This is a genomic window from Nocardia barduliensis (assembly GCF_013315795.1).
Classification (GTDB): domain Bacteria; phylum Actinomycetota; class Actinomycetes; order Mycobacteriales; family Mycobacteriaceae; genus Nocardia; species Nocardia barduliensis.
The window spans coordinates 90,350-116,377 of the sequence record NZ_JABLTE010000003.1 but is presented as its reverse complement, the minus strand read 5'-3'; the positions used below and the strand labels follow the sequence as shown (position 1 = coordinate 116,377).

Below are 26,028 nucleotides of genomic sequence, written 5' to 3'. Positions count from 1 at the left end.
CGGGGAGTTATTGCGTGCCGAGGATGCCGGTGGCTGTCGCGGCGTTCTTTGTCAGCGTGCGGGTGAGGAATTGTGCCTGGTGCTCACGTACTTGCTCGTGCCACGGCTTGCCGGGATAGACATCGAAGTGGTCGCAGGGGTAGTGGCGGATCTGGGCTCGCGCTCGCGTCGCCGCTCTCATCGCGGCGTCGACGGAGACGCTGCGGTCGAAGTCGGCGATCTGGAACAGTACGGGGCAACGCACTTTTGCGGCGAATCGGATGGGTCGATGAGCCAGGGCGTCGAGCGCGAACGAGGCGTTCACCTCGTTGCGCCAGTTCGGCCCGGCGATCGAGGCGTAGTCGTCGAACGCGCCGGGCACCCTCAGGAAAGCTGTGTGGTGGGGCCAGCCTACCGCAGGCGCCATGAGGCGAGTGCGGCCGGTGGCGGCGGCGCGCTTGTCCTGTATCCCCCGCAGCAGCAGACGTACTGTCGCGACTGCTGTGCAGGTGCGTGACATCAGGCTCGTTTCGGGTAGAGAACGTCGAGTTCTGTCGGGTAAACCGGAGATCAGCGGGGTGAGCGCGACGATCGCGGCGATGTCGGTACGACCGGCCGCTACTTCGAGAACGGTGCCGCCGGACAGGGACACCCCCCACAGCACGAGTCGCCGAGCGTCGATGCCGGGCAGTCGCGCGGCGTAGTTCAGCGCGCTGCGGTAGTCCTGGATCTGACCTGCCAACGAGATGACTTGCCGGGGTTGGCCGGTGCTGTCGCCGAATCCGCGATAGTCGAAGGCCAGGACGTCGAGTCCGGCTCGGACCAGATGTTCGGCGAAGCCGGCCAGCCCGCAGTCCTTGGTTGCGGCGAATCCGTGCGCCATGACGACTGCGGGCCGTCCGGCATCAGTGGCGAGGCGGTCGGAGGCGGCGGGAAAGTGCCAGGCGTGGCATTCGCCGTCGTGAGAGGGGAAGGTGAGTGAATGGAGTGTCATGGCGTTTCCGTTGCGTGTGGTCACAGTCGGCTCGTGGCCCGCAGCGCGGGTCCCTGAACGAGTGCACGGCGCCGCCCTTCAGGCAGTTCCCGGGTGCGCATCTGTCGTTCGTAGGTGAGGAAGTCCACTTGCTGGGTGTGGCGGGGCCGGTCGGTGACGTGGCCGAGGTACATCTGCTCGTCGGCGGTGATGACGCGTTCCATCTCGGGGATCGACGGTGGCCGGTAGTGGCCTGCGGCGTAGGCGGCGATCATGCGAGCTTGGCATTCGACGAAGGGGAACAGTGTCGGTACCGACTGGGCGAATCCGGCGAAAGCGAGGTCGTCGAGCCCCGGCTTCAGGATTCGTTTGTAGAGGCGGATGCGGTTGCCGGGCGCGCTGAGGAATTCGGGGTCGAAGAACGGGAAGGTGACGTTGTATCCGGTGGCGTAGATGATGACGTCGATCTCGGCTGAGGTGCCGTCGGTGAATCGGACGGTGGCACCGTCGAGAAGTGCGACATCGGGTTTGGGGATCACGTCACCGGAGCCCAGGCGTAGCGGCAGTTCGACCGACTGGGTTCCGTGCGCCTCCATCAGCCGGTGCTGTGGTTTGGGTAGTCCCCAGTGTTCCGGATTGCCGGAGACGAACTCGCCGAAGGCGTTGATCATGGCTCGGAAAAGTTTTCGTGGGATGAACGGCGGATCGACCATGTACTTGTCCCCGGGGCGGCCCGCCACGTATTTCGGCACGATCCAGGCACCGGAGCGGGTGGACAGGTAGACGGTGTTGCGCATGGCGCGGGCGGACAATTCCACGGTGATGTCGGCGGCGCTGTTGCCGAGGCCGACGACGAGTATCCGTTTGTCGCGCAGGAGGAGCGGTTCCTTGGGATCGATGTACTGGTGGGAGTGGATGGTGGGTCCGGTGAATCGGCCGGGGAAGTCGGGGTAGCGCGGGTCCCAATGGTGGCCGTTGGCGACGACGAGGAAATCGAACTCCCGCCGATCGCCGTTGTGGGTGTGCAACGTCCAGCCCCCACCGGCGCGGTGTTGGGCGCGTTCGACGCCGTTGCCGAACTCGATTCGCTCCAGCAGCCCGAACGCGGCGGCGTAGTCGTCGAGGTATTCCTTGACCTGTGAGTGGTGCGGGAAGTCCGGATAGCTCTCGGGCATCGGGAAGTCCTGGAACGACAGCCGGTATTTCGAGGTGTCGATATGCAGTGACCGGTAGGCGCTGGAACGACCGTTCGGGTTGCGGAACGCCCAGTTGCCGCCGATGCGGTCCGAGGTCTCGAAACAGGTATACGGAACGCCATAGTCGCCCAGCATCTTTCCCGCCGTCAATCCGGCGATACCCGCGCCGATGATCGCTGTGCTGGGGGCGGTGGACGGCACTGTCATTGGCCTCATCCTTCAATGGCGATGGTGATGTCTGTGGTGCGGTCGTGAGCTGCCACCCCGACTGGACATATCGGAGATATCGTCCACTCATACGTTACTATCGGCCGGCATCGGAAGTACAGGATGTTCTCAGCGAGGAGGTTCGGATGCGCGCGGTGATCATGGACAGCAAGGGAGCGGTGCATGTCGAATCGCGGCCCGACCCGGTACTTCCCGGACCGCGCGGGGCGATCGTGGAGGTGGACGCGACCGGGATCTGCGGGTCGGATTGGAACGCGACCCTAGGCCGTGGCGTCGACGCGGTCGGCTCGGACGCCTCACTGGACTCCGCGATCGGCGCGGTCCGCGTCGGCGGGACCCGTGTCGGTGGTGGGCATCCGCGACATGCGCCCGTATCCACTGCCGATACTCCAGGCCACGTACAAATCCATCACGTTGCGGATGTCGATGGCCGCGGTGCAGGGCGCCTGGCGTGAACTGCTACCGCTGGTTGTCGCGGGGCGTCTGGACACCTCCGCGATCATCACCCACAGCTACCCGCTGGAACAGGCGCCCCGCGCCTATGAACTGGTCGCTGCGCGCAGCCCCGAGTGCACCAAGGTAGTACTCACGCCGAAGTCCGCCGTTTGACACTGCGCGACACCTGCCACGAAGATCGGGAGGTGTCCGCACTCGCACGCATGCCAGCGACAGTCCTCCGGTAGAGCGCGATGGTGCGCACCCACGGGTGGGGTGGACACACTCCCGCCGATGATCAGGAAGCCGTCGACCGGATTCTCGATGTCGTAGAGGGGGAGATCGAGCAGCGCGGAGCGAGCATTCGCATCGCCGACATCGCGCGCGCACTGGGCATCTCCCGCCAGACCGTCTACAACTATTTCCCTGGGCCGGACGCGTTGGTGGAAGCGGCGGCGTTCCGCTCGGGCGTGCGATTCCTGCAGCCGCTGGCCGCTCACCTGGCCGAGATAACCGATCCGGTCGACGCCTTGGTCGAGAGCCTGGCCTTCACACTGGAATGGCTGCCAGGGGATCGGCCCGTCCAGGTCATGCTCGCCCACGACTTCACCAAGGCATCGGCCGGGATCACCTCCGATGCTTGCGTACGGTTCGGTCACACACTGCTGACCGGGCTCGATGTGGACTGGTCGGAGTTGGGGCTTCGCGACGCCGACCTCGATGATCTCGTCGAGTACCTGCTGCGGATCCTGCAGTCGTTCATGGCCGATCCCGGACGTCCTCCCCGTCGCGGCACGCTGTTGCGCGGCTACTTGCGACGGTGGGTGGCGCCGGTCCTGCGCGCCGAGATCGCCGCGCACCGGTGAGGTGGCCGCCGGCGAATACGGACCACCGTCTTGACTGGACATAAATTAAGATGCGTCCTGTCTATATGTCGCTTTAGCGAGCGTTCCACGCCTTCGATCTCATCGCGTCGATTTCTTAGCGACCCTTCGCGAGTCAGTGTCGAGCCCTGGCGTCGGCACTGGCCGCACCGCAGTTCGTCGACGCACCGGACCGCACGCTGTAGCCGGTGGCGGCGTGTGCGCTCCGGGCGTTCATCTCCGCACGATTTTGAGCGGCACCGAGACGGGACCCGACAGCGACGGCGTTCGCGTCCACCGCACCGGTCCGGCGAGTCCGATGGCTTCGGCGGTGTCCAGCAGTCGCTCGAGGGCGATCCTGACCTCCAGTCGCGCCAGGTGTACGCCCATGCAGAAATGTGTGCCGTGCCCGAAGGTTACGTGCCCGGATTCGCTGCGGTCGATGTCGAATTCGTCGGGCCGGGTGAAGCGGTCGGGATCGCGGTTCGCGCCCGCGTAGAACAACACGACCCGCGAACGGGGTGGGATCACCGTATCCGCTATCTCGTAGGGCGCCAGAGTGGTGCGGGCCACCCACTGCACCGGCGCCCCCCAGCGCAGTGCTTCCTCGGTGGCCGCGGGGATCAGGCTGCGGTCCGCGCGCAATCGCTCGTATAGTTCGGGGTTGCGGGCCAGTTGCACCAGCAGGATGCCCAGCAGGTTGGTGGTCGTCTCCGCGCCTGCGATCAGCAGGATGAGCACGGCAACGAGCGCCTCGAGCGCGGACATGTCGCCGGAGTCCATGGCGGTCTTGACCCGCCCGATGACATCATCGGCGGGTTCGGTTGCGCGCCGGTCGAATTCGTCCGCGATCAGTTCGCGGATGGTCAGGATGCCGGGCAGGGCCCGCCAGGTGGTCATCGCCACTTCGGTGATCGACCGCACGGCGAACAAGGCGGTGAAGTCGGCGGAGTACTTGTGGAAGTCACTCCAGCGTGACCGATCGATGCCGAGCAGCAGCGCGATCGCGGAGACCGGCAGCGGCACCGTGAGCGCGGGCACCATATCCACGACCTCACCGGCGCGCAGGGCGTCGATGCCGGGAGCGGCGAACTCCCTCAAAGTATCTGCGAACCTGCGGACGGCGGTGGGCGCGAACGCCGGCGCGGTGATCCGGCGCAGACGGGCGTGATCGGGTTCGTCGGTACTCACCACACCCGGCATCGGCGTGGAACGCAGCAGGATGCCCGAACTCGATGACAGTGTATGGTGGGCGCGGGTGGCGGCCAGCACATCATTGTGACGGGCGATCATCCAGACATCCAGTTTCTCGTTGACCGTGACGGGATTTTCGCGCAACCGCGCCAGGGCGGAGTACGGGTCGGCGATGGACTCCGGCGTGGTCGGGTCGAACTCTGTGCGCGGGACTCCCGAGTCGGCCGTCTTCGCCGGTGTGCGGCGCAGGTCCCGGACGATTCCGGTGCCGATCACCTTGGTCGAGTCACGCAGCGCGCCGACCATGTCCGTCAACTTCGTCATCGGTGTGCTCCTTGACTCGACGCGTTCCGCGGTGGTGTGGAGGTGTTCGGTGATCATCGGATCGCCGCAGCGTGGCCGCGGTCTGCATACCCGGGCCGGTGACAGTGTGTGCGGCTTCATGAGGCCTCAGCCTCGGCTGCGGGCTCGGGGGCGTGCGCGGTGGTGAAGAGGTAGTCCTCGAGTGCGGAGTGTCGTGCGAAACGTCGTGCCGCGGTGATGGTCTGAGGTCGGTGGTAGACGGTCTCACCGCGCGAGTTGACGAAGTAGGTGTTGGATTCGGGGTTGCAGCGGGTGAAGTACAGGTGGGCGACTCTGCCCGCCCGCCGCATCCGGGCGTCCCAGGCCTGGAATGCCCGAGGTGTCACGGCGACGATTTCGCAGTCGCGGCGGCGCGCGGCATCGATGACACGGACGGCGTGTTCGGCGATGGTCTCGACGAAGTCGGTCCACCCGACGCCGACGAATCCGAGGGGGCCGACGATCTCCCACCGATTGGGCAGTCGTGGATGTGCGGTGCCCGCGTAGCTGCGCAGGCCATGGGTGCGGTAGTACTGCGCGAGGTCGAATCCGTCGGTGCCGAGAATCGTTCCGACTCGGTAAGTTTCGGGATCGGTCCACAGTTCGTAGCCGGTCGCGGTGACGATCAGATCGGCCGGGCGCTCGACACCGTCGACGGTGCGAACACCGGTCGCGGTCACGCGTGCGATCGGTGTGGTGATCAGGTGGGTGGCCGGTTCGTTGAACGAGGTCAGGTAACTACTCGAGATCACAGGACGCTTGGCAAGGATCCCGTGCCGCGGCAGCAGTGCGTCTCGGGTCGCCTCGTCACGCACCGCGCGCCGCAGAAGCCCTCGATACATCAGACGGATGAACGCGTCGTATCCGCGCATCGCTCCTGTCAGCGGCCGATCCGGTATGCGCGAGAGCAGGTGGACCACCGGTACGAGGAAGAACAGATCGAAGGCAGCGCGTCCGAGAAGATGACCTGCGGAGGCGATCCCGGGGAGACGCAGCAGCGCGCGCAGCAACGGCGGTATGCCGAAATCGACCTTCGGCAGTATCCAATTGGGAGTCCGCTGGTAGACATCGAGTTGGGACACCGTGCCCGAGAGCGCGGAGACGATCTGCACCCCGCTCGAGCCGGTGCCGATCACCGCGACATTCTTGCCGCGCGTGTCGTAGGAATCATCCCAGGCATTGGGGCGCAGTACCGTTCCCTCGAATTCGTCCAAGCCGGGGATGTCGAGGTTGGGCTTGGCGTTCACATAGCCGCCGACCGAACTGACGACGAACCGGGCGCTCACCTGTTCGCCGTCGGCGATGTCGAGCCGCCACAGCGCTGCCTGCTCGTCCCAGCTCTGGCGGACGACCTCGCTGTGCGGCCGCAGCAGCGGATAGAGGCCGAGGTCGCGGGCCGTCTCGGTGAGGTACCCCTGAATTTCCGATCCCGGGGCGAACAGCCGGGTCCAGCGCGGATTGCGGGCGAAGGAGAACTGGTACCACAGGATCGGGATGTCGACCGTCAGTCCCGGATAGTGGTTGTCGCGCCATGATCCGCCGAAATCCGAGCCGCGTTCCAGGATCACGATGTCGCAGATCCCACGGCGTCGTAGTAGGTGGGCGGCGGCGATTCCGCCCGGACCCGCGCCGATGATCGCCACCTCGTATCGAGGCTTCTCCTGTGCGGCGTCTCCGCGTCGAATCACCACTGCCCACCTCTGCGGTCGCCCTTACCGAAATACTGACGATACATGACTAGCAGATGTGTATTGTCGGTGTCCAGTGTCGATGCGGGCGTTAGATTGCAGGTATGCGCACGCACGGCTGGCGAGGTGAACCTCCGCGTTCTGACGAGGAGGCGATGGCGCGCATACTGGCCGCCACCCATCACTGCATCGCACGGCACGGCGCGCAGACGACCATCGCGCACGTCGCCGCCGATCTCGGGGTCAGCAGGGCGACCGTCTACCGGTACTTTCCCAGCACCGCCGAGCTCCTTCGGACAGCCTCCGCCGAGGGCATCCGACGGTTCCTGCGAGCTATCGCAGATCGCTTGCGCGCCGTCGACGACCTCGCCGAAGCCGTCATCGAGGGCGTGGTCTACACCGTGACCCAGGTACCCCACGAGCCGTATCTGCGGCTGGTGCTCGACGAGCCGTCGCATACCCTGCTGCGTGCCGTCACCTCCGACACCGCACGAGAGATCGGCACGAACGTCCTGCTGGAGAAGACGTCCATCAACTGGACCGAAATGGCGCTGACTTCCGACACCTTCGATGAACTCGTCGAATGGGCCCTGCGTGCGGTCCAGTCGTTCCTGTCCGACCCGGGCGATCCGCCGCGCGGTCCCGACGAACTCCGTGAGTTCCTGCGCCGCTGGCTTGCGCCGGCGATCCGCGCGTGGGCCGACGCGCCCGCCCCCCGCAGCCTGGGCTGACAACGTCGATATCGCGGGAACCGCGCCGGCGGGGGTGCTCGCCACCTTCGGACCGCTCGGCCGCGCTCACACTCCGATCGCCGGGGTCGGGCGAGACTACTCCGCGTGCGACTCGCCGAATCGGGCGTGACCGTCGCCGTCGACGCCTGCGCTCCCGGACGCACGCTGTTGCCACTGCGTCCCTCCGCCGCGAGCCGCATCTCGTCGCGCCACGCGTTGAGCTGTCCGTGCCGATCGGTCGGCGTCGACGAACCGGTGCCGCGGCAGCTCACTATTGCAGTCAATACCGTAGTATCTACTGTAATATCGTCAAGTGTTATGGTGTCCTCGCCGTCGGGTGAGGGGCGGTGTCCTGCGTCCTCGGGGATGTAGTTGGCGTCGAAGGCCGGGGATGCATAGAAGGGCAGGCGGCGGGGGTGCTGGAGACCGGCGGCTTCGTCGCGGGGCCGACAGCTGGGCCGACCTGACGGATAAGAAATCGGTATATCTCACTGCGAACCAATGGTGGAGTCAGTCATGATCTCGAAAGTGCCTGCCGGATACGAGGACCTTCTTCGGCGGCCGATTGTCGGTATTCTCGCCACCGTAACCCCGCATGGTTCCCCGGATCAGTCGCCGATGCGCTTCAAATGGGATGGCGCGCGCCTGCGCATGAGTCATACGATCCCGCGGCGCAAGTTCACGAGCTTGCAGGCGAATCCCAATTACTCCTTTCTCGTCACCGATCCGGATGTGCCGTCGCGGTCCTTGGAGACGCAAGGGTGGCTGATCACAGTCCTGGCCGACGCCGAAGGTGAATTTTATCGTGAGCTCAGCGACCTCTACGGTGACACCGAGGGCGGATTACCCGACGATGTGTACGATCGAGTCGTCTTGATTCTCGACGCTACCCGATTCATAGCAAAGTAATTGTCTACCAATTGATTCGGGCTCGCTGCACGTGCGTGGGCTGTCCACGCGGTCGTGGCGGCAGGCGTCCCTGCGGCACTGTGTGACACAAGGACCGTCGATGTCCTTGGACCAGACTTGCCAGAAGTGATACCGAAAGGTATACCGTAAGAGATACGTGGATGGCTGCGGATGGTCTGCGAGGAGGTCTCGATAGGTATGTCCATGACGGACGTCGAGCGCTCGATCGACCGGTTTCGCCGATGACGCGCCCAGTGAAGACGCCGATGTCGGTGGTTCGATCGGCGCGACCGACAGTCACCCGCTGTTCGGCGCCACCGTCGAGCCGCGGGACTGCCAACGGTGTCGTACGAAGTGTGTTCGACACGAACTCGCGGTGAGAAACGCGCGCTGCGAGGGCCGCTGAGGTCGGCTCGGCATGATCGAGGCGACTTCTCGGAAGGTGTCCGCGCACCGATCTTCCGTTGTCACCAGCCCGTCGAGCCCACAGAACTTCGACACTCCAGAACTGAAGGAAAAGAAATGACGAAGCTGGACTATCTGGCAGTTGATGTCGACAACCACTACTACGAGCCGTTGGATGCGTTCACTCGGCACTTGCCCCGAGAGTTCAAGAGCCGGGGCGTGCAGATGGTCAGCGATGGCAAGCGCACCCTGGCGGTAATCGGTGGGAAGGTCAACAACTTCGTTCCGAACCCGACCTTCGATCCGATCATCGAGCCGGGCTGTCTCGATCTGCTGTTTCGTGGCGAGATTCCCGAGGGGGTGGATCCGGCCTCGTTGATGAAGGTGGACCGTTTGGCCGATCACCCGGAGTATCAGAATCGCGACGCACGTGTGACGGTCATGGACCGGCAGAGTCTGGAGACGGTCTTCATGCTGCCGACCTTCGCGTGCGGTGTCGAGGAGGCGCTCAAGCACGACATCCCCGCCACGATGGCCTCGGTGCACGCGTTCAACCTGTGGCTCGACGAGGACTGGGGCTTCGATCGTCCCGATCATCGAATCATCTCGGCGCCGATCATCTCGCTCGCCGATCCGGTGGGGGCGGTCGAGGAGGTCGAGTTCGTGCTGGGCCGTGGCGCCAAGATGGTGCTGGTCCGCCCCGCGCCGGTACCCGGTGATACTCGTCCGCGTTCCCTCGGCGATCCGTTGCACGATCCGGTGTGGGCGCGTCTGGCCGAAGCGGGCGTGCCGGTGGGATTCCATCTGTCCGACAGTGGATATCTCGCTATCAACGCGCTGTGGGGTGGTAAGGCGACGTTCGAAGGCTTCGGCAAGAAGGATCCGCTCGATCAAATCCTGCTCGACGACCGCGCCATTCACGACACGATGGCCTCGCTCATCGTGCACCAGGTGTTCACCCGCCACCCGAAGCTCAAGGTAGCCAGCATCGAGAACGGCTCGTATTTCGTCTACCGGTTGATCAAGCGTTTGAAGAAGGCGGCGAACACCGCGCCGTATCACTTCAAGAAGGATCCGGTGGAGCAGTTGAAGAACAACGTCTGGATCGCGCCCTACTACGAGGACGATGTCAAACTGCTCGCCGAGACCATCGGCGTGGACAAGGTCTTGTTCGGCTCCGACTGGCCGCACGGCGAAGGGCTCGCCGATCCGACGACCTTCACCGCGGATATCCCACAGTTTCCGGAGTTCTCTTACGAGGACACGCGAAAGGTGATGCGCGACAACGCCCTCGATCTGCTCGGTTCGCGGGTCCCCGCAGGATCGCCCAGCTGATCACCTACCGAACTACGCCACCATCGCCGGAACTGGATGCGCGCGATGGTGGCGTGGGGGCCCACCGAGTACCGCCGTCGCGACGAAGATCGCCGCCGTGCGGACCAGGTGACGGCCAGATCGGAAGGTCGTTCGTGTGGCAACCGCCCCTCGATCGGCCCTACCCGTGATGGGTGGCCGTAGCCACCCTGTGGTCCGACCTGCCGATCACCGTTGCGGCGTGTCCCGAGAACCTCGAATCCCCGTCCGCTGGGCAGTGTCGAAGGCCGCGGCCAGGGCGCGATTCGAGCGCTCCTCGAAGAACCGCGCCGACGACTCCGCGGAAAGGCACCACCCGGGCCGGAGAAAGTCTGTAGTGCGGAGTGTAGACATTCGGGGAGATCGGGTATATATTCTCTGTCGTTGGAGATGAGAAGTCTGGTTGGCCGGGCAGGTGACCTGCACCGGAAGCAAGATTGACCGTCCCCTCCGGCGGAGGAGAGAACCCGGTGCAGTCGGCCGGGCCGCCGGAGGGGATGACGACATACCGCAGGACCGACCGGCAATCCAGGAGGTGGTCACTGAACAGCTCTTCCCAGATTCCGTGTCCCGGACTGTTGCCGGGCGCGGTCCCTGACGTCGGCCCCACCGGCTGACCGACGGAAACGTGAAACCCCCTCGATATCCCAGGCCCCGGCGCTTCCTACGCGCCGGGGCCTGCCGACGTTGATCCCGAGTTGAACCAGCAAAGCTTCACGAGACGGATGCCCGGCCGCACTGCAAGTACGTCGTGCAGGTGATGCTGCCGATGGGTGTCAACTTTTCGGTCGGCCTCGGAGCTCCCGGCCGGATGTCGGAGCGTTACTCTGTTTCGGTGTGAGCAGCATCCGTGATCGAGTTCTACTGGCCGCGCTCGAGTGCTTTTCCGACGAGGGATATGAGCGCACGACGATCGCCCGGATCCGGGAACGCAGCGGCGTGTCGAATGGTGCACTGTTTCATCACTTTCGCAGTAAGGAGGCAATAGCCGGCGCGCTCTATGTGGACTCGATGCGTTCGGTGCACGAGGGCTACCGGGAGGTGCTGGCGGTGCGACCGGCGACGCTGGCGGAGGGTGTCGGCGGGGTTATCCGCGGGCAGTTGTCGTGGGTGGAGGCGAATCCGGCCCGCGCACGGTTCGTGTACGCACAGGGCAGGCTCGACTGGGCCAGCGAGCCGGGGGAGCGGTTGCGGGCGATGAACGAGGAGATCGGCGCTGCCTGGCGGGAATGGCTGGCACCGTTCGTCCGTCGTGGTGAAGCGCGCGAGCTGTCGATGGCGCTGGTGGCAGCGGTCGTCACCGGCCCGGCGCACGCGCTCGCGCAGCAGTGGTTGGCGGGCCAGCTTCCGGGATCGCTCCAGGCATATGCCGATGATCTGACAGCAGCGGCCGTGGCAGGACTGTCCGGAAGTCCGGCCTCGCGGATCGAAAACGCGCCGTACCCGGTGGTCGGACGGATACGCGTCGAACTCCTGGACGCGGTGGGGTCGGTCGTGGGCGTGGCCGAAGTGGACGCACCTCTGGACGGGCCGCGAGGCTGAATCGACATCCTACCGAGCTTTGCTCCGGAGTGTTACTCTGTTGTCGATCCGACTGTGCGACAACCAGACCCACTTGGGAGTTGAAGATGACCCTCGCCGCGACCGCAACCCAGCTGTTCGAGCTTTCCCCGGAGTACCGTTCCATCCAGGACCGGGCGCGCCTGGTGGCCGCCGAGTTCGCGCCCGAGGCGGTGGCGGTCCGGCGGCATACGCTGGAGCACGCCGAAATTCATCCCGGGCTGTGGCGGGCTTTCTGCGAAAACGGTTGGCCTGGCGCGATATTGGACCATAAGTCCGGGGGAAGCGGGCTGGGGCTGCTCGGTGCGGCGCTGGTGCTGGAGGCGTTCGCCGAGCAGGGCATCGTCTTGTGGATGCCGGCGCTGTCCGCGGCCATCGGGTGGGCGATCGACCGGGTCGGCTCCGACACGCTGCGCGGCACATGGCTGCCCCGGATCGCGGCGGGCACAGCCCAGCTGGGCATGGCGGCAACCGAGCCGGAGGCCGGCCACAACCTTTTCCGTGTGCGCACCGAGATACGCGAGGACGACGGACGATTCGTCGTCACCGGGCGCAAGAGGATCACCTCCGGCGTGGACCTGGCCGACCGGCTGCTGGTCTTCGGGCGTGGGTCTGATGGGTACACCACCGTGCTGGTGGATCCGCGGGCTCCTGGCGTCACGGTCACCGAGGTGCCCATGCGTTTCCGTGAGGGCGTCCGCCAGTTCCAGCTCGACTTCGACGCGGTGGTCGCGGACGCGGTGGTCGGCGTCCCAGGGCAAGGCTTGCTCACCCTGTGGCCGTTCACGCACGTCGAGCGGGTTCTCACCGCCGCCATCTGCACGGGCATGGCCCGGCACTGCCTCGATCACGCGGTCGCACACGCGAAGAGCCGGGTCATCGCGAGCGAGCCGATCGGCGCGAACCAGGCGCTCGCGCATCCGCTGGCACACCTGCACGCGCGATCGGCCGCCGTCGGTCTCCTGGTTCGGCGCACTGCCGCCCGGATCGACGCCGATGACGACCAGAACGCGGCCGCCGATGCCAATGCCGCCAAGGTGCTGGCCGCAGATCTGGCTTTCGACAGCGCCGATCACGCGATGCAGGTACTGGGCGCCGAAGCCTGGGACGAGCGCCATGGCTGGCTCGATCTCTATCTCGACGCGCGGCTCGCCAGATCCGGGCCGGTCAGTAACGAATTCGCGCTCAACTACCTCGCCGAGCACGTCCTCGGCCTTCCGGTGCGACGGTAGAGCGATCAGTCGAGCCCGGCGTCAGCGCAGCAGCGGAGCCAGTCGGGTGCAGACCGTCCGGACATGCTCGGCGACCATCGGCTCGGGCATTCCGCCCACCGATCCCCACAGGTACACAGTGGAGGTGGGGGCGTCTTTCACAAGGCCGCGGATACGACCGGCGATCTCCTCCGGGGTACCGAACCAGAAGTACGACAGCGGGCCGCGCGGTTCACGCGTCGCGAGCTTCGCCGGGTCCACCGGTTTCGGCGGCGGCGCGTCCGTGCCCTGGACCATGTGACGTCGGTACGAGTCGACCTGGTAGGCGATGTAGGGCGCCACCAAAGGCCAGTCCCGTTCGGGATCCTCGGTGACCCAGGCCTGGACCCCGCCGCCCATGCGTGCGATGGCGGGGTCGAAGCCCCCGGCGACCAGGCCGTCGCGATAGGCGGGCCAGCTCTCGTGATGCGGGGTCAGCAGGGGCGCTCCGAGCAAGCCGGCGCGTCGCGCGCCCTGAGGGCCGTGGTAGCCCAGCCAGACCGGGATCGGATCTTGCACGGGTCCCGGCGTGACACCCCCTTCGGACCACAGCTGTCGCAGTCGCCGGACCATGTCGTCGGTCCTGCCGTAGCGCTGCCGGTCGGAGGCGCCGTAGAGCTCGAATTCCGGCTTCCGGTAGCCCGTTCCGATGCCGAGGTCCAGCCGCCCGTCGGAGATGAGGTCGACCAGGGCTGCCTGCTCGGCGACCTCGACCGGGGAGTGCAACGGCGCTATCAGGATGGCAGTGCCGAGGCGCGCCCGCCGGGTGCGGGCGGCCGCGGCGGCGGCGAAGGTCAGCGGCTGCGTCAGGTAGCCGTCGTCGAAGAGGTGGTGCTCGGAGAACCACAGCGACCCAGCTCCGAGCCGGTCGGCCTCCTCGCACATCTCGAGAGTGAAGCCGTGCAACCGGGCAGCCGAGCCCTCGCGGTGCGGCGGGTTCCGCAGGTCGAAATAGAGGCCGACATCGATCGAGCCTTTGGTCGTCGGGTTGGTCACGGCAATCCTCCACTGGTGGGTTTGGTCGTCGGAGCCGGGGCTTCCGCGGGCCAGAACGCGGCCCACGACGACTCCAGCGCGGGTAGGGCGGGCGCCGGTCCCACTCGCCAGCTGTCGAATTCGGCCTCCTGCGGGCGCTCGAGTAGATCCGCCGCATACCAGTGGCGCTCGATCCGTCTTTCGAACAACCACTTTCCCTCGACCCGGCGATAGGTGTCGTCGTAGCGGATCGCCATCACCACCCACCGATCGTGCACCTCGTGTTCGGCGCGACAGTAGACATGCCCACTGGCGGTCTGGGGTCCGTCGTCGTCCAGATCCGGCCCCAGCTCGATCTGGTGACCGCAGATCAGGTGGATCGACCGATAGAACCAGCGCAGCTGCGGTTCGATGACCGCGCGTAAGGCTTCCCGGCCGGATCCGTGCCGGCCGAGGTGGACGTCCGGAACGAACAGCGACAGCCAGGTGCCGACATCGCGCTGATCGACCGCCAACGCGTACCGGATCGGCAACTGCCCGATCTCCCAGCGCGCCTCCGCCCGGGCCAGCCGCCGTGCCAAGACCGACGGGTCCATCACTCGCCCCCGGTCAACATCACCGTGTCACCGGTGAGGTAGGCCAGATCGTCGCTCATCAAGGCGGCCACAGCACGACCGATATCGGCCTCCGGATCGCCCATCCGGCCCAGCGGTAACCGCCGCACGTGCTGCTGGAAGCGCTCCGGCTGTTCCTCCCGGAACTGTTCGGCGGCGGGAGAAAGCGCGGTCGGCACAACAACATTCACCCGGATCCCGTAGCGGCCCCATTCCCTGGCAGCCACCCGCGAAAGTCCGCGGATGCCTTCTTTGGCCATCGCGTAGGCGCCGAACAGCGGGGCCCCGTTGATCGCCGTGCTCGACCCGAAGTTGACGATCGACCCGCCGCCGCGTTCACGCAGCAGCGGGAGCGCGGCCTGCATCGCCCACAATGTCGCCAGCGGACCGCTGCGGAAGCACACTTCGACGTCGTCCTCGGTGACGTCGGCCAGCGGACCTTGGGTCGAGGACTGCGCGTTGTTCACCAGTCCGTCGAGACCGCCGAATTCCGCGGCGGTGGCATGGATCGCGTGCTCGATCTGGTCGCGATCGGTGACGTCGCAGTCCAGCGCGATGGCCTTTCCGCCGAACGTGGCGATCTCGCCGACGACCTTCTCGCATTTCGCCAGGGTGCGACCGACGGCGGCGATCGACGCACCGTCGCGGGCCAGAGCCAGCGCGACGCCGCGGCCGATCCCTTGACCGGCTCCGGTGACCAGGACGGCCTTGCCGCTCAATCGGCCCGGGCGGGCTACTGTCTCGGCGGAATCCATCATCTACCTTTCCGTTCTGCCCGGCCACGACGGAAACTCCCGCCGCCCGGGGACGTGCTCACCCGAATTGGGTGAGATTCGCGATGAGCGGCGTGTCGGAGTGACGCTCGAGCCTGTATTCACGCACCGCCCCACCGGCCGCGTGGACGACCCGGCCCGTGATGTCTCCTGCCGATTCGGCGACCAGTGCGAGCACCACCCGGGATACGTGCGCGGGGTCCAGATCCAACGTGCTCCCGACCCGATCGAGGTGATCGCGCGACATCCGGGTGCGTGCGCCGGGCGACACCGCGTTCACGGTGATGCCGTAGGGCGCGCCTTCGTCGGCGAGAGCCATGGTCAATCCCCACAGCGCTGCCTTGGATGCGGCATACGCGACTCCGGCGTGATACCCGGTTCCGAGCGCTGCTTCGGACACCGTATTGACCACCCTGCCGTAGCGGCGATCGCGCATCGGCGCGAATGCCGCCCGGGCGATTCCCACGCTTCCTGTCACATTCGTGGCGAGAACCCGGTCGAAGTCCTCCTGGGACAGACCGGTCACCTTCGAGGCCGACATGATTCCGGCGTTGTTGATCACGATGTCGAGTCGTCCGAAGGTCTCCAGCGCGCACGCCACGGCCTGCTCCGCGCCGGAGAATCGCGAGATGTCCGAGCGGTCGGCGGTGGCGATTCCGCCTGCGGCGGTGATCGTCTCGACGACGGCGCCCGCGACATCCACGTGCTCCCGGGACACTCCGTCGAGGGACAGCGAAGCATCGTTCACCACCACTGCCGCACCGGCCGCCGCCAGCACGGCAGCATGGGACGCGCCGAGCCCGCGCCCGGCGCCGGTGACCAGCGCCACCCTGCCACTCAGCGGGCCGTTCGGCACGGCCGCTCCCGGTGTGCTCACCGGTCCATCACCGGCTGGTGCATGACGGCGCTGATGCCGGAGTCGACGGCGAGCGCGATGCCGGTGATCGCGGCCGCTGCATCGGAGGCGAGGAAGGCCACCGCGTGGGCGATATCCTCCGGCTCGGCCATCCGGCGCAGCGGCAGTTGCTCCACATAGCGCTCGAAGCGTTCGACGCCCAGATACGACTCGAAGGCGGGCGTGCGGACCGCGCCAGGGACGACCGCGTTGACGCGAATTCCGAACTCGCCGGCTTCTACCGCGGCCTCGCGCGTCAGTTGAACAACGCCTGCCTTCGCCACGCCGTAATAGGGAACCACTCCTGGAACTTTGCGAAGACCCGCCGCCGAGGCCGTGTTGACAATTACTCCCCGCCGCATCGGCGCCATTACCCGAATGGCTGCTCGCACGCCACGGAACGTGGCACCGAGATTTCCGTCCAAACCGTGCCGCCAGGTCTCGTCATCGGTGTCGGCGATGGATTTGTTTCCGCCGAAACCGACATTGTTGTGCACGATGTCCATCCGGCCGTATCGCTGCAAAGCGGCGTCGAACATCTCGTCGACGAATCCCGGTGCGGTGACGTCACCGGCGACCACCTGGGCTTCGCCGCCGAGCGCCTGGATCTCGTCCGCCACTTTCGCCGCGTTGTCAGCGGAGATGTCGTTCACCACGACGGCCGCGTTCTCCCGCGCCAGCAACAGAGCGGACGCGCGCCCGATTCCCGAACCCGCGCCGGTGACCAATGCCACCTGGTCGCTGAATCGTCCGTTCATGATCGGCCTCGCTCTCGCTGTTGTCGGTTGTCCGCACGATGAAGTTGTCCCGTATCGCTGCCGGAGCGCCCATGTCGATCACTCAGCTCAGCGTGGCGCTGAGGCTCGACGTTTCGACGCTCAACCGGCAGACCCTCCGCTGCGATGCGGGCTGGACAGTACGGACGCCGGTGGGAGCACGCTCAGCCCGCACGCAGCGCGATGCCCTGGGCGTTGAAGAACAATCCGCCGGGTGACAGCAGCGCCGACTGCGCGCCGCCGACTTGCCGGTCGCCGGCGTCCTGGCGCAGTTGCAGCACCGCCTCGCGCAGATGGCCTGCACCTTGGGAACCGCCCTCGGACAGGCTGCCGCCGTGCGGGTTGATCGGCACCCGGCCATCGATCAGGACGCGGTGGCGGCTCTGATCCCAGTGTTGGGCGAGGAAGTCGCCGGCCTCGCCGGGCTTGCAGAACCCGTAGGACTCCAAGCAGTGCAGGGTGATGATGGAGAAGCCGTCGTAGGGGAACAGCACGTCGAAGTCGTCCACGGCCAGGTCGCTGCGTGCCAGCAGCGCCTGCGACGCCACCGTCTGCCCGGTGTGATCCAGGCCCGCGGTCAGGTGCTCTTCGGGATGGGCGGTCATGCCCATCGACAGCGCGTGCACCAGAACTGGGGTTGCCTGCAGGTCCCGAGCTCGTTCGGCGGTGGTCACCACGAACGCGTCGGCGCCGTCCACCGGGACATCCATGTCGTAGATGCACAGCGGTTCGCGGATCATCCGCCCGTTGAGATAGCCGGCCATATCGATCGGGTCGCGCTTGACCGCGCCGGGATTCTCCGCCGCGCCCGCGCGGCCGTTGAGCGCGACCAAGCCGAGGTCCTTCCGGTCGCGCGCGAAGGTGTGGAGGTAGCGAGCGGCCCAGGCGGCGTAACCAGTCGGCCCGAACATTCCCCACGGCTCCGAGTCGGTGTGGCCGTCGCCCATGAGCGCGCGACCGTCGGGTAGCCCCGCGGCCGCCCTGGCCCGGAACGGCTCACGCCCGAGTCGGTACATCGAGTGATAGACGAGTACCGCGTTCGCGGTGCCGGACCATACGGCGTTGACGGCCGCGGTGAGGTGATTGCCGATCGGTGGTCGGACGCCGGTCCACCAGGTCACCGCGGGAAGCCCGAGGGCAGAGACGACCACGGCGGGATCGATGCCGTTGGTGTGCAGGCCGCCGCCCACCACGCCGTCGATGTCAGCTGCGGTCAGTCCCGCATCGCCGATCGCCGACGTCGCGGCCTCGAGCACCATCGTGAGTTCGGTCGTGCCACGGTCCCGGCTGTAGGCCGAGCGTCCGAGGCCGACGATGGCTACGCGATCTTTGATCGGATTGCGCTGGGTGGAGAGGTTCATCGGTCGTTCTCCTTCCCGGTCACGGCGCGGAACGCGGGCCACGGCGCGCCTTCGCGGTCGATCCAGACCAGTTCCACGGGTTGCCCGATGCGCTGCAGCGCGTCCGGGGTTTGCACCAGCGGCGCCACGATTCGCAGCCCCGGCTGTTCGGCGAGTTCGATTGCCGCGAGCGGCCATGGCGGCGAGTAGTCCACGACCGGTGGTCCTTGGTGCAGGCGGGTCAGCAGGTGAACCGTCCCCGCGCCCTGAACCGGTCGGACGGTCACCTCGGTGGCCCAGCACGAGGGACACATCGGACGCAACGGGGTGTGCCACAGCGCGCAGTGCGGACACCAGCCCGCCGTCAGCGTGTGGGTGAGCAGGCCGCGGTAGTACTCGACGTTGACCTGATCCAGCCGGATCCGGGGATACCGCTGGAAGACCTCCTCATCGGCGGGCGGACACGCGTCCTCGGCGGCCCCGGAGAGGTTGCCCCCTGCTGCCGATGCTCGGTCGACCACATGTACTCCCTTGTCTCACGGTTGGCTATCCGCCTTCGATCTTCGGTCGGCGAGGCGTCCGACGGAAGGGGTAGCGCGCCGAACCGCGTTCTCCTGCGAGAACGCGCGGTTCAACCGGCGGGATGAATCGGTTTGCTTCGCTAACCAAAAGTCCGGCTACTCATTGGCAATCCATCAGGAGGTGGAAGCGGGCGGCCATGGCTGAAAATAAATGAACGATTTTATTGATTTAGCTACAAGCAACCGGCTAGGTTGAGCCAGTGTTCAAGGCTTTCCGCACCTTGCGAGCGCGCGTGCTGGCGATCGCACTCGTTCCGAGCGTCGCCCTTCTGGTCATCGGAGGAGGGGGAGCGGCCTATCTCGTGGTGCAAGGACAGCAACTGAACGACTGGGCCGACGAGATGCGGACCCACGCCTCGCCCGGACTCGCGTTCGTCCAAACCGTCCAGCAGGAGCGCCGGATGAGCATGATGCGGATCGCGGGTCATCCCGAACTGTCGGCGAATCTCCGGGATGTGCGGCCGAAGGTGGATACGTTGCTGCGTCAGATCATCGATGCCGCAGCCGCTTTCGAGAATCAGGATGCGGGCTTGGCGGCCGGTGCGCAGACCGCGCTCGACGGACTCTCGCGCGAACTGTCCTCGGTGCGAGCGAAAGTCGACACGAACACGATCTCGGTCGACGACTCGTACACCTTCTACAACCAGCTCACCGACACTGCTCGCGCAGCCATGGCATCGTTCGCGCACGGTGCTCCGGATTCCGAGATCGCCATCGGTTTCGGCACCGTGCTGGACTTGTTCACGGCCGCGGAAAGCATGGCTCGCGCACACGATCTGGCGGTCGCCGCGGAGGCGACGGGCGGGCTTTCCCCCGCGGAGGTCGAAGAGTTCGGTCGCCAGGTCGGCTTCTATCGCAATCAGATGCAGCTGCTTCCCGCGAGCCTGACCGATGAGGGCCGCGCGCAGTGGAAGGCGCTGAGCGAGTCGCCGGCGTGGCGTACGCTCAGCGAGGTCGAAACCGTCCTGGTTCGGCGCGGGGACTCCACGCAGACCGACCAGGACGCGGTTCCGTCGTCCCGCTCCGGAACCCGTGGTGAGCCGGTGCGCACGGACGACAGCGCGCTGCCTGTCTCGACCGCCGATTGGGAAGCAGCGATCGCGGTGGTGTCCAAGGCGTTGCTCGAGCTCTGGACCGGCCAAGCCGAGCGCATCACCGAGTTCATCCAGGAGCTCGGCGACAGCCGGGCCCGTAACTCGTTGCTCGGCGGCTTGGTGGTGCTTCTCGTCACGGCCGCGACACTCGCGACCACGCTGCAATTGTCCGGCAGAATGATTCGCCGGCTGCATCGGCTGCGCGCTGAGACCACTGCGCTGACCGACGACAAGCTGCCCGCGATCGTCGGTGCGCTGAACCGCGGTGAGCCGGTCGATATCGAGAAGGAATTGACCCGGCTCGATTTCGGTACCGACGAGATCGGTCAGGTCGCCGACGCGTTCAACCGCGCTCAGTTGGCGGCCGTGAACGCGGCGGCGACGGAAGCGCGGACGCGCGAGGGCGTCAACTCCGTATTCGTGAACATCGCCCACCGCAGCCAGGTCGTGCTGCACCGGCACATCAAATTGCTCAACGACGCGGAGTACGACCAAGAGGATCCCAAGATCCTCGACCTGCTCTTTCGGCTGCATCACCTCGCGACCCGCGAGCGCCGCAACGCCGAGAACCTGATCATTCTGGGTGGTGAGCAGCCGCGGCGGCAGTGGCGAAATCCGGTGCAGCTGGATGAACTCGTCCGCGGCGCTGTCGCCGAGGCTCAGGACTACTTCCGCGTGCGGGTCGGGCGGCTGCCGGATGTCAAGGTCTCCGGCGGGGTGATCGCCGACCTGATCCACCTCTTGGCCGAACTCATCGACAACGCGACATCGTTCTCCCCGCCGGATTCCCGGGTGGAGGTGTCCGGCAACGCGGTGGGCCGGGGCGTGGTGATCGAAGTCGTGGACCAGGGAATCGGCATGCCTGCCGAGCAATTGGCGGCGCTGAACGAAACGCTCTCGAATCCACCGGATTTCGCGCTGGCAGCCTTGTCGACCGACAATCGGCTCGGAATGTTCGTGGTGGCGCGGCTGGCCGGTCACATCGGCGTGACGGCGCGACTTGCGGAGTCCGAATACGGTGGTGTGAAGGCGGTCGTCCTGATCCCCGCGTCGCTGCTCGTCAGCGAGGATGGTGGCGAACCGGCCTGGTCGATCTCCGAACCGCTGGTGCGCACCGGCTCGACCCCGGCCATGCCACCGTCCGCCCCGGATACGTTTTCCGGTGCCGGCCACAGCGTCGCCCCCTCCCAGGACAGACCGTGGCGGCAGGCGGCGCTGCCGCAAGAACCCTCTCGCGGCTTGATCGATCGGCAGGGCCTCGGCAGAGGGACCGCGGCAGGCGTAGATCCGCTCGAGCATCGCGGAGATCCCCGGCCCGAACTGCCGCGCCGACAACGCCAGTCGCATCTGGCGCCGCAGCTGGCGAACAGCACGCCCGGTCCGGACGCTGCGGCGGGGCAGCCGCCGCAGCGTTCCGCGGAAGAAGCGCGAGACCTGTTCTCCGCGATCGAGCGCGGCACGCGCCAGGGCCGGGCTACGCCGCCCCCCTCGTTCCCGACAACGAACAGTGAGTGAGAACACACGGTGACGACATCTGCCAACACGATGAAGAACCTCGACTGGCTGCTCGACGATTTCCTCGGCCGCATGCCGGGAATCGAGTGCGCCGTCGTCCTGTCGACCGACGGCATGTTGATCAGTAAATCCAGTGCCCTGACCCGGGAGAATGCTGAACATTTCTGCGCAATGGCCTCGGCGTTGCAAGGGCTCGCCCGCAGCGCGGGCGGCCATTTCGGAGTCGGTGGGGTTCGCCAATCGGTCATCGAACTCGACCGGGCGGTACTGTTCGTGACCTCGGCCGGGGACAACGCATGCCTGGCCGTATTGGCGGGCGACGACTTGAACATGGGCATGGTCGCCTACGAGATGAATCAGACGGTGGCGCGCGTCGGCACGTTCCTCTCGGCGGCTCCACGCCCGAACTTCGGCCATACCAGCGGCCATAGATTGTCATGACCGATCCTCGCGAACCCTGGTTCGATGACGACGCGGGGCCGTTGGTGCCCGCCTATGCGGTGACACGCGGACGCACGACGAGCAACCGGCACGAGCTGGACATGATCACCCTGGTGATCACGATGTCGACCGGCCTGGGACTCACCCGGTTGGAGCCCGAGTACCGCGAGATCTTGCAGTTGTGCGGCGTTCCCAAGTCGGTGGCGGAGATCTCGGCCGAGATCCGCAGGCCTCTGGCGGTCACCAAAATCCTGATCGGCGATCTGATCGACGACGGCTACGTCGCCTACCGGTCGCCGCGACCCATGAACGCCGACTCGGCGGACATCAATCTTCTTCGGACGGTACTGGATGGAATTCGCGCACTCTGATCTACGGGAGCCGCACATGCTGCCCGTTACCGCCGTCAAGGTATTGGTGGCGGGCGGTTTCGGGGTCGGCAAGACCACGCTGGTGTCCACGATCAGCGAGGTGCGGCCGCTTCGCACCGAAGAGCTGCTGAGTGAACTGAGTGTCGGTGTAGACGATCTGGACGGGGTGGAATCGAAGACCACGACCACCGTCGCATTGGATTTCGGGCGGATCACCCTCAACGAGGCGCTGGTTCTGTACCTGTTCGGAACGCCGGGACAGGATCGCTTCTGGTTCCTGTGGGACGAGCTGTCTCGCGGGGCGCTCGGCGCCGTGGTCCTGGTCGACACCCGCCGGTTCGACGCCTCGTTCGCCGCAGTGGACTACTTCGAGAGCAGGCAGGTGCCCTTCGTGCTGGCCGTGAACTGCTTCGACAACGCCAACCTGTACACGCCGGACGAGGTGAGGCGAGGATTGGATCTCGACCCGCACGTCCCGGTCAGCCTGTTCGACGCGCGTCGTCGCGAATCGGTCAAGGATATCTTGGTGACCTTGATGGAACACATTCTCGTACAGGCCGATCGGGCTCAGACGGGGTCGCCGCTCCGAGTGGACGGATACAGCTGACCCGGCTCGACAAAGCCAGAGTCCCGTGGCCGGTCCCGAACGGACCGGCCACGGGCATTTTTCAGCTGAGCCGTTCGATGATCAGGGCCATGCCCTGGCCACCGCCGACGCACATCGTCTCGAGCCCGAACTGCTTGTCGTGGGTGCGCAGCGAATTGATCAGGGTCGTGGTGATGCGAGCGCCGGTCATGCCGAACGGATGGCCCAGTGCGATGGCGCCGCCGTTGACATTGAGCCTGTCGAGCGGAATTCCCAGCTCCTTGTAGGAGGGGATCACCTGAGCGGCGAACGCCTCGTTGATCTCGAACAGGTCGATGTCGCCGATGGTCAGGCCCGCGTTGGCAAGCGCGTCGCGGGTGGCGTCGACCGGGCCGAGGCCCATGATCTCCGGCGACAGCGCCGAGACACCGGTGGCGACGACGCGCGCGAGCGGGGTGAGCCCCCGGTCGCGCGCGGCACGGTCGGACATGATCACCAGCGCGGCGGCGCCGTCGTTGAGCGGGCATGCGTTGCCCGCGGTGACCGTGCCGTCCGGCCGGAAGACCGGGCGCAATCCCGCGAGTGCCTCCAGTGTCGTGCCCGGGCGCGGACTCTCGTCGGTGTCCAGCACGGTGCCGTCGGGCAGCGTGATGGGCGTGATCTCGCGGGCCCAGAAACCGGTGTCGGCGGCTTCCTGGTACAGCCGCTGGGAGCGGGCGGCGAACTCGTCCTGCTCCTGGCGCGAGACCTTGCGATACTGCGCGACGTTCTCCGCGGTCTGTCCCATGGCGATGTAGACGTCCGGGAGTCCGCTCTCCTCGCGCGGGTCGGTCCAGTCCGGCGCGCCGCCGGTCGCTCGCTTCGCAGTGCGAGTCTGGGCGTCACGGAAGCGCGGATTGGTCCACGGGTTGGTCGCGCGGTCGCGCGGGTCGGCGCCCTCCGCAACCGGGGGAGTGTCGGCGTGCCCCCGGGTGCCGCGGCTGATGGCCTCGACGCCGGCGGAAACGAACACCTCGCCCTCGCCTGCCTTGATGGCGTGCAACGCCATGCGGGTGGTCTGGACGCTGGAGGCGCAGTACCGCGTGACCGTGGTCCCGGGAACGGTGTCCAGCCCGAGTAGTACCGCGGCGACTCGACCCATGTTGAAGCCCTGCTCGCCGCCGGGTGCGCCGCAGCCGAGCAGCAAGTCCTTGATATCGGCCGGATCGAGTGCGGGCACCTGATCCAGCGCGGCGCGCACCGCCTGAACCGTGAGGTCGTCGGGCCGCATGTCCTTGGTCCGGCCCTTGTAGGCCCGGCCGATCGGGGTGCGTGCGGCGGCGACGATCACTGCGTCCACCATGAAGGCTCCTTTTCGGTCGTGAATGAGAACGGCGCCGGCCCGTCGGGGCCGGCGCCGGGTCTTGGTTCAGGCGCGGACGTTGTCCCCGCCGGGATAGCCACCGCCGCCGAACATCTCGTCCAGCGCCGCGTAGTCCTTGGCGCCGTCGCGATGGGGGATCTCGTCGACGAACTCGACCGTGCGTGGCTTCTTGTAGGAGGCGATGCGCTGGCGGCAGTGCTCGATCAGTTCCTCGGCGGTCACCTCGGCGCCTTCCACGAGCGCGACGACGGCTTTCACCGACTGGGTGAACTTCGGATCGGGCACGCCGATCAGCGCGGCCTCGCGCACCGCGGGGTGCTGCTCCAGGCAGTTCTCGACCTCGGCCGGGTAGATGTTCTCCGCCGCGGATTTGATCATCCGCGTCATCGTTCCGATGAAGTGGATGGTGCCATCGGCCTCGCGCCTGCCCAGGTCGGTGGTGTGCCACCAGCCGTCGCGCATCCGCTGCTCGTTGATCTCCGGCCGGTTCCAGTAACCGGCGTGGACCACGTCGCCGGCGACGACGATCTCGCCGGGTTCGCCGATCGGCTGCTCGTTTCCGTCGGCGTCGACGATCCGCACGCGGACGAGCGGAACCGGGCGGCCGGAGTTGCCCTGCCCGCGTCCGCCGTGACCGTTCACTACCGCCAGACCGCTGACCTCCGTCTGTCCGAAGCCGCCCGGGGTCGCCCCCCACGGCGCGGTGTCCGGGGCCAGCAAGCCGTTCCACAGCGGGGTGAACGGACCGCCGCGCAGCTTGGACACGTCGTGTTTGTCGGCGTCGTAGAGCTGGGTCATCTGCATGATCGTGGGCGGCATGAGGAACGCCGAGGTGACGCCCTCACGGGTGATGATCTCCAGCAGCGCCTCGGCCTCGACGCGCCTGGCGAAGACGTTGGTGCCGCCCTGCAGGTAGACCGCCATGGCGTCCCACTGGAAGTTGCCGATATGGAACAGCGGGCCGGAGTTGAGGAAGACCGACTCGTGGCTCGAGCGGGTCAGGTAGGACGCCTCCACTCCCATCGTCAGCAGGTTGCGCTGGGTCAGCAGCGAGCCGTTCGGGCGACCCGCGATCGCGGCGGTGTAGATCACCAGGACGGGAAGGTCGACATCCACCGCGCCCCACGGGTCGTCGGTGCCGTGGGCGGCGATGGCGTCCTCGTAGCTGCCCGCGTCGGTGGCGTCGTGCTGCCACCACACCGGGTCTCGCTGGGTCAGTTTGCGCGCGTCGCGGACGGCGTCGCCGATTTCCTCGTCCTGCCACACCACGACCTTCGGATCGAAGTCGTCGATGACGAACGCGAACTCCTCGCCCGACTGCCGCCAGTTCGCCGGGCAGACCATCGCCCCGAGCTTGGCGCAGGCGCCGAGCAGTTCGAACACCCGGAACGACGTCTGGCCCAGCCAGAGCACCCGGTCGCCCTCGCCCACACCCGCGGCTTGCAGCGCATGGGCCACTCGGTTGATCCGATCGTCGAACTCGGGCCAGGTCAGTCGATACTGGTCGTCCACGATGGCCGTGGTGCCGGGGTAGCTCCGCCGGTGTTCTCTCGAAATGTCACCCAACGTGGTGGTGGGCACGGCTTCTCCTCGTCTGC

The 26,028-nt window shown here is 66.6% G+C and carries 24 protein-coding genes; 11 read left to right on the top strand and 13 right to left on the bottom strand.

What is annotated here, in order from left to right:
- Window positions 1-7: 7 nt before the first annotated feature.
- On the bottom strand, window positions 8-973 hold the full coding sequence (locus HOV91_RS02720) for an alpha/beta hydrolase (protein WP_174183815.1): 966 nt from the start codon (window positions 971-973) through the stop codon (window positions 8-10).
- A 20-nt stretch (window positions 974-993) separates the two neighbouring features.
- Window positions 994-2,355, bottom strand: a complete 1,362-nt coding sequence (locus HOV91_RS02715; RefSeq protein ID WP_174183814.1) for a flavin-containing monooxygenase — start codon at window positions 2,353-2,355, stop codon at window positions 994-996.
- Window positions 2,356-2,715: 360 nt separating this feature from the next.
- On the opposite strand from HOV91_RS02715, the gene HOV91_RS02710 reads away from it, so the two are divergent.
- Both HOV91_RS02710 and HOV91_RS02705 read left to right on the top strand, forming a co-directional pair.
- On the top strand, window positions 2,716-2,985 hold the full coding sequence (locus tag HOV91_RS02710) for an MDR/zinc-dependent alcohol dehydrogenase-like family protein (RefSeq protein WP_174183813.1): 270 nt from the start codon (window positions 2,716-2,718) through the stop codon (window positions 2,983-2,985).
- A gap of 80 nt (window positions 2,986-3,065) precedes the next feature.
- Entirely contained in the window at window positions 3,066-3,677 is a 612-nt protein-coding gene (locus tag HOV91_RS02705) for a TetR/AcrR family transcriptional regulator (protein ID WP_217439315.1), read from the top strand.
- 231 nt (window positions 3,678-3,908) lie between these two features.
- Here HOV91_RS02705 and HOV91_RS02700 read toward each other — a convergent pair whose 3' ends face one another.
- Together HOV91_RS02700 and HOV91_RS02695 are read right to left on the bottom strand one after the other, a co-directional pair.
- Window positions 3,909-5,192 (bottom strand): cytochrome P450, encoded by a 1,284-nt coding sequence (locus HOV91_RS02700; RefSeq protein WP_174183812.1) that lies wholly within the window; start codon window positions 5,190-5,192, stop codon window positions 3,909-3,911.
- A 116-nt stretch (window positions 5,193-5,308) separates the two neighbouring features.
- Window positions 5,309-6,898 carry a flavin-containing monooxygenase gene (locus HOV91_RS02695; RefSeq protein ID WP_312884442.1) on the bottom strand — a complete coding sequence of 530 codons (1,590 nt, stop codon included), beginning with the start codon at window positions 6,896-6,898 and terminating at the stop codon, window positions 5,309-5,311.
- Window positions 6,899-7,002: 104 nt separating this feature from the next.
- Between HOV91_RS02695 and HOV91_RS02690 the strand changes: the two genes are divergently transcribed.
- The 5 genes from HOV91_RS02690 (at window position 7,003) to HOV91_RS02670 (ending at window position 13,088) form a co-directional block, all read left to right on the top strand.
- Window positions 7,003-7,629, top strand: coding sequence for a TetR/AcrR family transcriptional regulator (locus tag HOV91_RS02690; protein ID WP_174183811.1), 627 nt, complete (start codon window positions 7,003-7,005; stop codon window positions 7,627-7,629).
- A 516-nt stretch (window positions 7,630-8,145) separates the two neighbouring features.
- On the top strand, window positions 8,146-8,538 hold the full coding sequence (locus HOV91_RS02685) for a pyridoxamine 5'-phosphate oxidase family protein (RefSeq protein WP_174183810.1): 393 nt from the start codon (window positions 8,146-8,148) through the stop codon (window positions 8,536-8,538).
- 522 nt (window positions 8,539-9,060) lie between these two features.
- Entirely contained in the window at window positions 9,061-10,278 is a 1,218-nt protein-coding gene (locus HOV91_RS02680) for an amidohydrolase family protein (RefSeq protein WP_174183809.1), read from the top strand.
- Between the two features lie 855 nt (window positions 10,279-11,133).
- Window positions 11,134-11,838, top strand: a complete 705-nt coding sequence (locus HOV91_RS02675; RefSeq protein ID WP_174183808.1) for a TetR/AcrR family transcriptional regulator — start codon at window positions 11,134-11,136, stop codon at window positions 11,836-11,838.
- An 86-nt stretch (window positions 11,839-11,924) separates the two neighbouring features.
- Window positions 11,925-13,088, top strand: coding sequence for an acyl-CoA dehydrogenase family protein (locus HOV91_RS02670; RefSeq protein ID WP_174183807.1), 1,164 nt, complete (start codon window positions 11,925-11,927; stop codon window positions 13,086-13,088).
- Between the two features lie 21 nt (window positions 13,089-13,109).
- Here HOV91_RS02670 and HOV91_RS02665 read toward each other — a convergent pair whose 3' ends face one another.
- From HOV91_RS02665 to HOV91_RS40755, 7 genes are all read right to left on the bottom strand, one after another.
- Window positions 13,110-14,102, bottom strand: coding sequence for an LLM class flavin-dependent oxidoreductase (locus tag HOV91_RS02665; protein WP_312884441.1), 993 nt, complete (start codon window positions 14,100-14,102; stop codon window positions 13,110-13,112).
- A complete protein-coding gene (locus HOV91_RS02660; RefSeq protein ID WP_174183806.1) occupies window positions 14,099-14,677 on the bottom strand; it encodes a nuclear transport factor 2 family protein in 579 nt (192 codons plus the stop codon). Before HOV91_RS02660 ends, HOV91_RS02665 begins: the two co-directional genes overlap by 4 nt.
- A complete protein-coding gene (locus HOV91_RS02655) occupies window positions 14,677-15,453 on the bottom strand; it encodes an SDR family NAD(P)-dependent oxidoreductase (RefSeq protein ID WP_246349732.1) in 777 nt (258 codons plus the stop codon). The genes HOV91_RS02660 and HOV91_RS02655 overlap by 1 nt, the downstream gene beginning before the upstream one ends.
- Window positions 15,454-15,508: 55 nt before the next feature.
- Entirely contained in the window at window positions 15,509-16,345 is an 837-nt protein-coding gene (locus tag HOV91_RS02650) for an SDR family NAD(P)-dependent oxidoreductase (protein ID WP_174183805.1), read from the bottom strand.
- Entirely contained in the window at window positions 16,342-17,121 is a 780-nt protein-coding gene (locus HOV91_RS02645) for an SDR family NAD(P)-dependent oxidoreductase (protein ID WP_174183804.1), read from the bottom strand. Before HOV91_RS02645 ends, HOV91_RS02650 begins: the two co-directional genes overlap by 4 nt.
- Window positions 17,122-17,303: 182 nt before the next feature.
- The gene (locus HOV91_RS02640) at window positions 17,304-18,500 is read right to left on the bottom strand and encodes a thiolase C-terminal domain-containing protein (protein ID WP_174183803.1); all 1,197 of its coding nucleotides are present in this window, start codon (window positions 18,498-18,500) and stop codon (window positions 17,304-17,306) included.
- Complete coding sequence (locus HOV91_RS40755) at window positions 18,497-19,000, bottom strand: Zn-ribbon domain-containing OB-fold protein (protein WP_174183802.1); 504 nt, start codon at window positions 18,998-19,000, stop codon at window positions 18,497-18,499. Before HOV91_RS40755 ends, HOV91_RS02640 begins: the two co-directional genes overlap by 4 nt.
- A gap of 260 nt (window positions 19,001-19,260) precedes the next feature.
- On the opposite strand from HOV91_RS40755, the gene HOV91_RS02630 reads away from it, so the two are divergent.
- The 4 genes from HOV91_RS02630 to HOV91_RS02615 are packed head-to-tail and all read left to right on the top strand — an operon-like array spanning window position 19,261 to window position 23,088.
- Complete coding sequence (locus HOV91_RS02630; RefSeq protein ID WP_174183801.1) at window positions 19,261-21,669, top strand: sensor histidine kinase; 2,409 nt, start codon at window positions 19,261-19,263, stop codon at window positions 21,667-21,669.
- A gap of 30 nt (window positions 21,670-21,699) precedes the next feature.
- Complete coding sequence (locus HOV91_RS02625) at window positions 21,700-22,110, top strand: roadblock/LC7 domain-containing protein (RefSeq protein WP_174183865.1); 411 nt, start codon at window positions 21,700-21,702, stop codon at window positions 22,108-22,110.
- On the top strand, window positions 22,107-22,481 hold the full coding sequence (locus tag HOV91_RS02620; protein ID WP_174183800.1) for a DUF742 domain-containing protein: 375 nt from the start codon (window positions 22,107-22,109) through the stop codon (window positions 22,479-22,481). Before HOV91_RS02625 ends, HOV91_RS02620 begins: the two co-directional genes overlap by 4 nt.
- Window positions 22,482-22,497: 16 nt before the next feature.
- Window positions 22,498-23,088 carry a GTP-binding protein gene (locus HOV91_RS02615; protein ID WP_246349730.1) on the top strand — a complete coding sequence of 197 codons (591 nt, stop codon included), beginning with the start codon at window positions 22,498-22,500 and terminating at the stop codon, window positions 23,086-23,088.
- Window positions 23,089-23,149: 61 nt separating this feature from the next.
- On the opposite strand, the gene HOV91_RS02610 is transcribed toward HOV91_RS02615, so the two are convergent.
- Both HOV91_RS02610 and HOV91_RS02605 read right to left on the bottom strand, forming a co-directional pair.
- Entirely contained in the window at window positions 23,150-24,409 is a 1,260-nt protein-coding gene (locus tag HOV91_RS02610; protein ID WP_174183798.1) for an acetyl-CoA C-acetyltransferase, read from the bottom strand.
- A gap of 66 nt (window positions 24,410-24,475) precedes the next feature.
- Window positions 24,476-26,011 carry an AMP-binding protein gene (locus tag HOV91_RS02605; RefSeq protein ID WP_312884440.1) on the bottom strand — a complete coding sequence of 512 codons (1,536 nt, stop codon included), beginning with the start codon at window positions 26,009-26,011 and terminating at the stop codon, window positions 24,476-24,478.
- Between the last annotated feature and the right edge of the window lie 17 nt (window positions 26,012-26,028).

Bases quoted from the DNA above. Each gene is read 5' to 3' on its own strand.
- HOV91_RS02690 (WP_174183811.1), top strand. From the start codon at position 7,003: ATGCGCACGCACGGCTGGCGAGGTGAACCTCCGCGTTCTGACGAGGAG.
- HOV91_RS02625 (WP_174183865.1), top strand. From the start codon at position 21,700: ATGAAGAACCTCGACTGGCTGCTCGACGATTTCCTCGGCCGCATGCCG.
- HOV91_RS02720 (WP_174183815.1), bottom strand. From the start codon at position 973: ATGACACTCCATTCACTCACCTTCCCCTCTCACGACGGCGAATGCCAC.
- HOV91_RS02620 (WP_174183800.1), top strand. From the start codon at position 22,107: ATGACCGATCCTCGCGAACCCTGGTTCGATGACGACGCGGGGCCGTTG.
- HOV91_RS02685 (WP_174183810.1), top strand. From the start codon at position 8,146: ATGATCTCGAAAGTGCCTGCCGGATACGAGGACCTTCTTCGGCGGCCG.
- HOV91_RS02660 (WP_174183806.1), bottom strand. From the start codon at position 14,677: ATGGACCCGTCGGTCTTGGCACGGCGGCTGGCCCGGGCGGAGGCGCGC.
- HOV91_RS02615 (WP_246349730.1), top strand. From the start codon at position 22,498: ATGCTGCCCGTTACCGCCGTCAAGGTATTGGTGGCGGGCGGTTTCGGG.
- HOV91_RS02715 (WP_174183814.1), bottom strand. From the start codon at position 2,355: ATGACAGTGCCGTCCACCGCCCCCAGCACAGCGATCATCGGCGCGGGT.
- HOV91_RS02640 (WP_174183803.1), bottom strand. From the start codon at position 18,500: ATGAACCTCTCCACCCAGCGCAATCCGATCAAAGATCGCGTAGCCATC.
- HOV91_RS02705 (WP_217439315.1), top strand. From the start codon at position 3,066: ATGGTGCGCACCCACGGGTGGGGTGGACACACTCCCGCCGATGATCAG.
- HOV91_RS02680 (WP_174183809.1), top strand. From the start codon at position 9,061: ATGACGAAGCTGGACTATCTGGCAGTTGATGTCGACAACCACTACTAC.
- HOV91_RS02645 (WP_174183804.1), bottom strand. From the start codon at position 17,121: ATGAACGGACGATTCAGCGACCAGGTGGCATTGGTCACCGGCGCGGGT.
- HOV91_RS02610 (WP_174183798.1), bottom strand. From the start codon at position 24,409: ATGGTGGACGCAGTGATCGTCGCCGCCGCACGCACCCCGATCGGCCGG.
- HOV91_RS02700 (WP_174183812.1), bottom strand. From the start codon at position 5,192: ATGACGAAGTTGACGGACATGGTCGGCGCGCTGCGTGACTCGACCAAG.
- HOV91_RS02655 (WP_246349732.1), bottom strand. From the start codon at position 15,453: ATGATGGATTCCGCCGAGACAGTAGCCCGCCCGGGCCGATTGAGCGGC.
- HOV91_RS02670 (WP_174183807.1), top strand. From the start codon at position 11,925: ATGACCCTCGCCGCGACCGCAACCCAGCTGTTCGAGCTTTCCCCGGAG.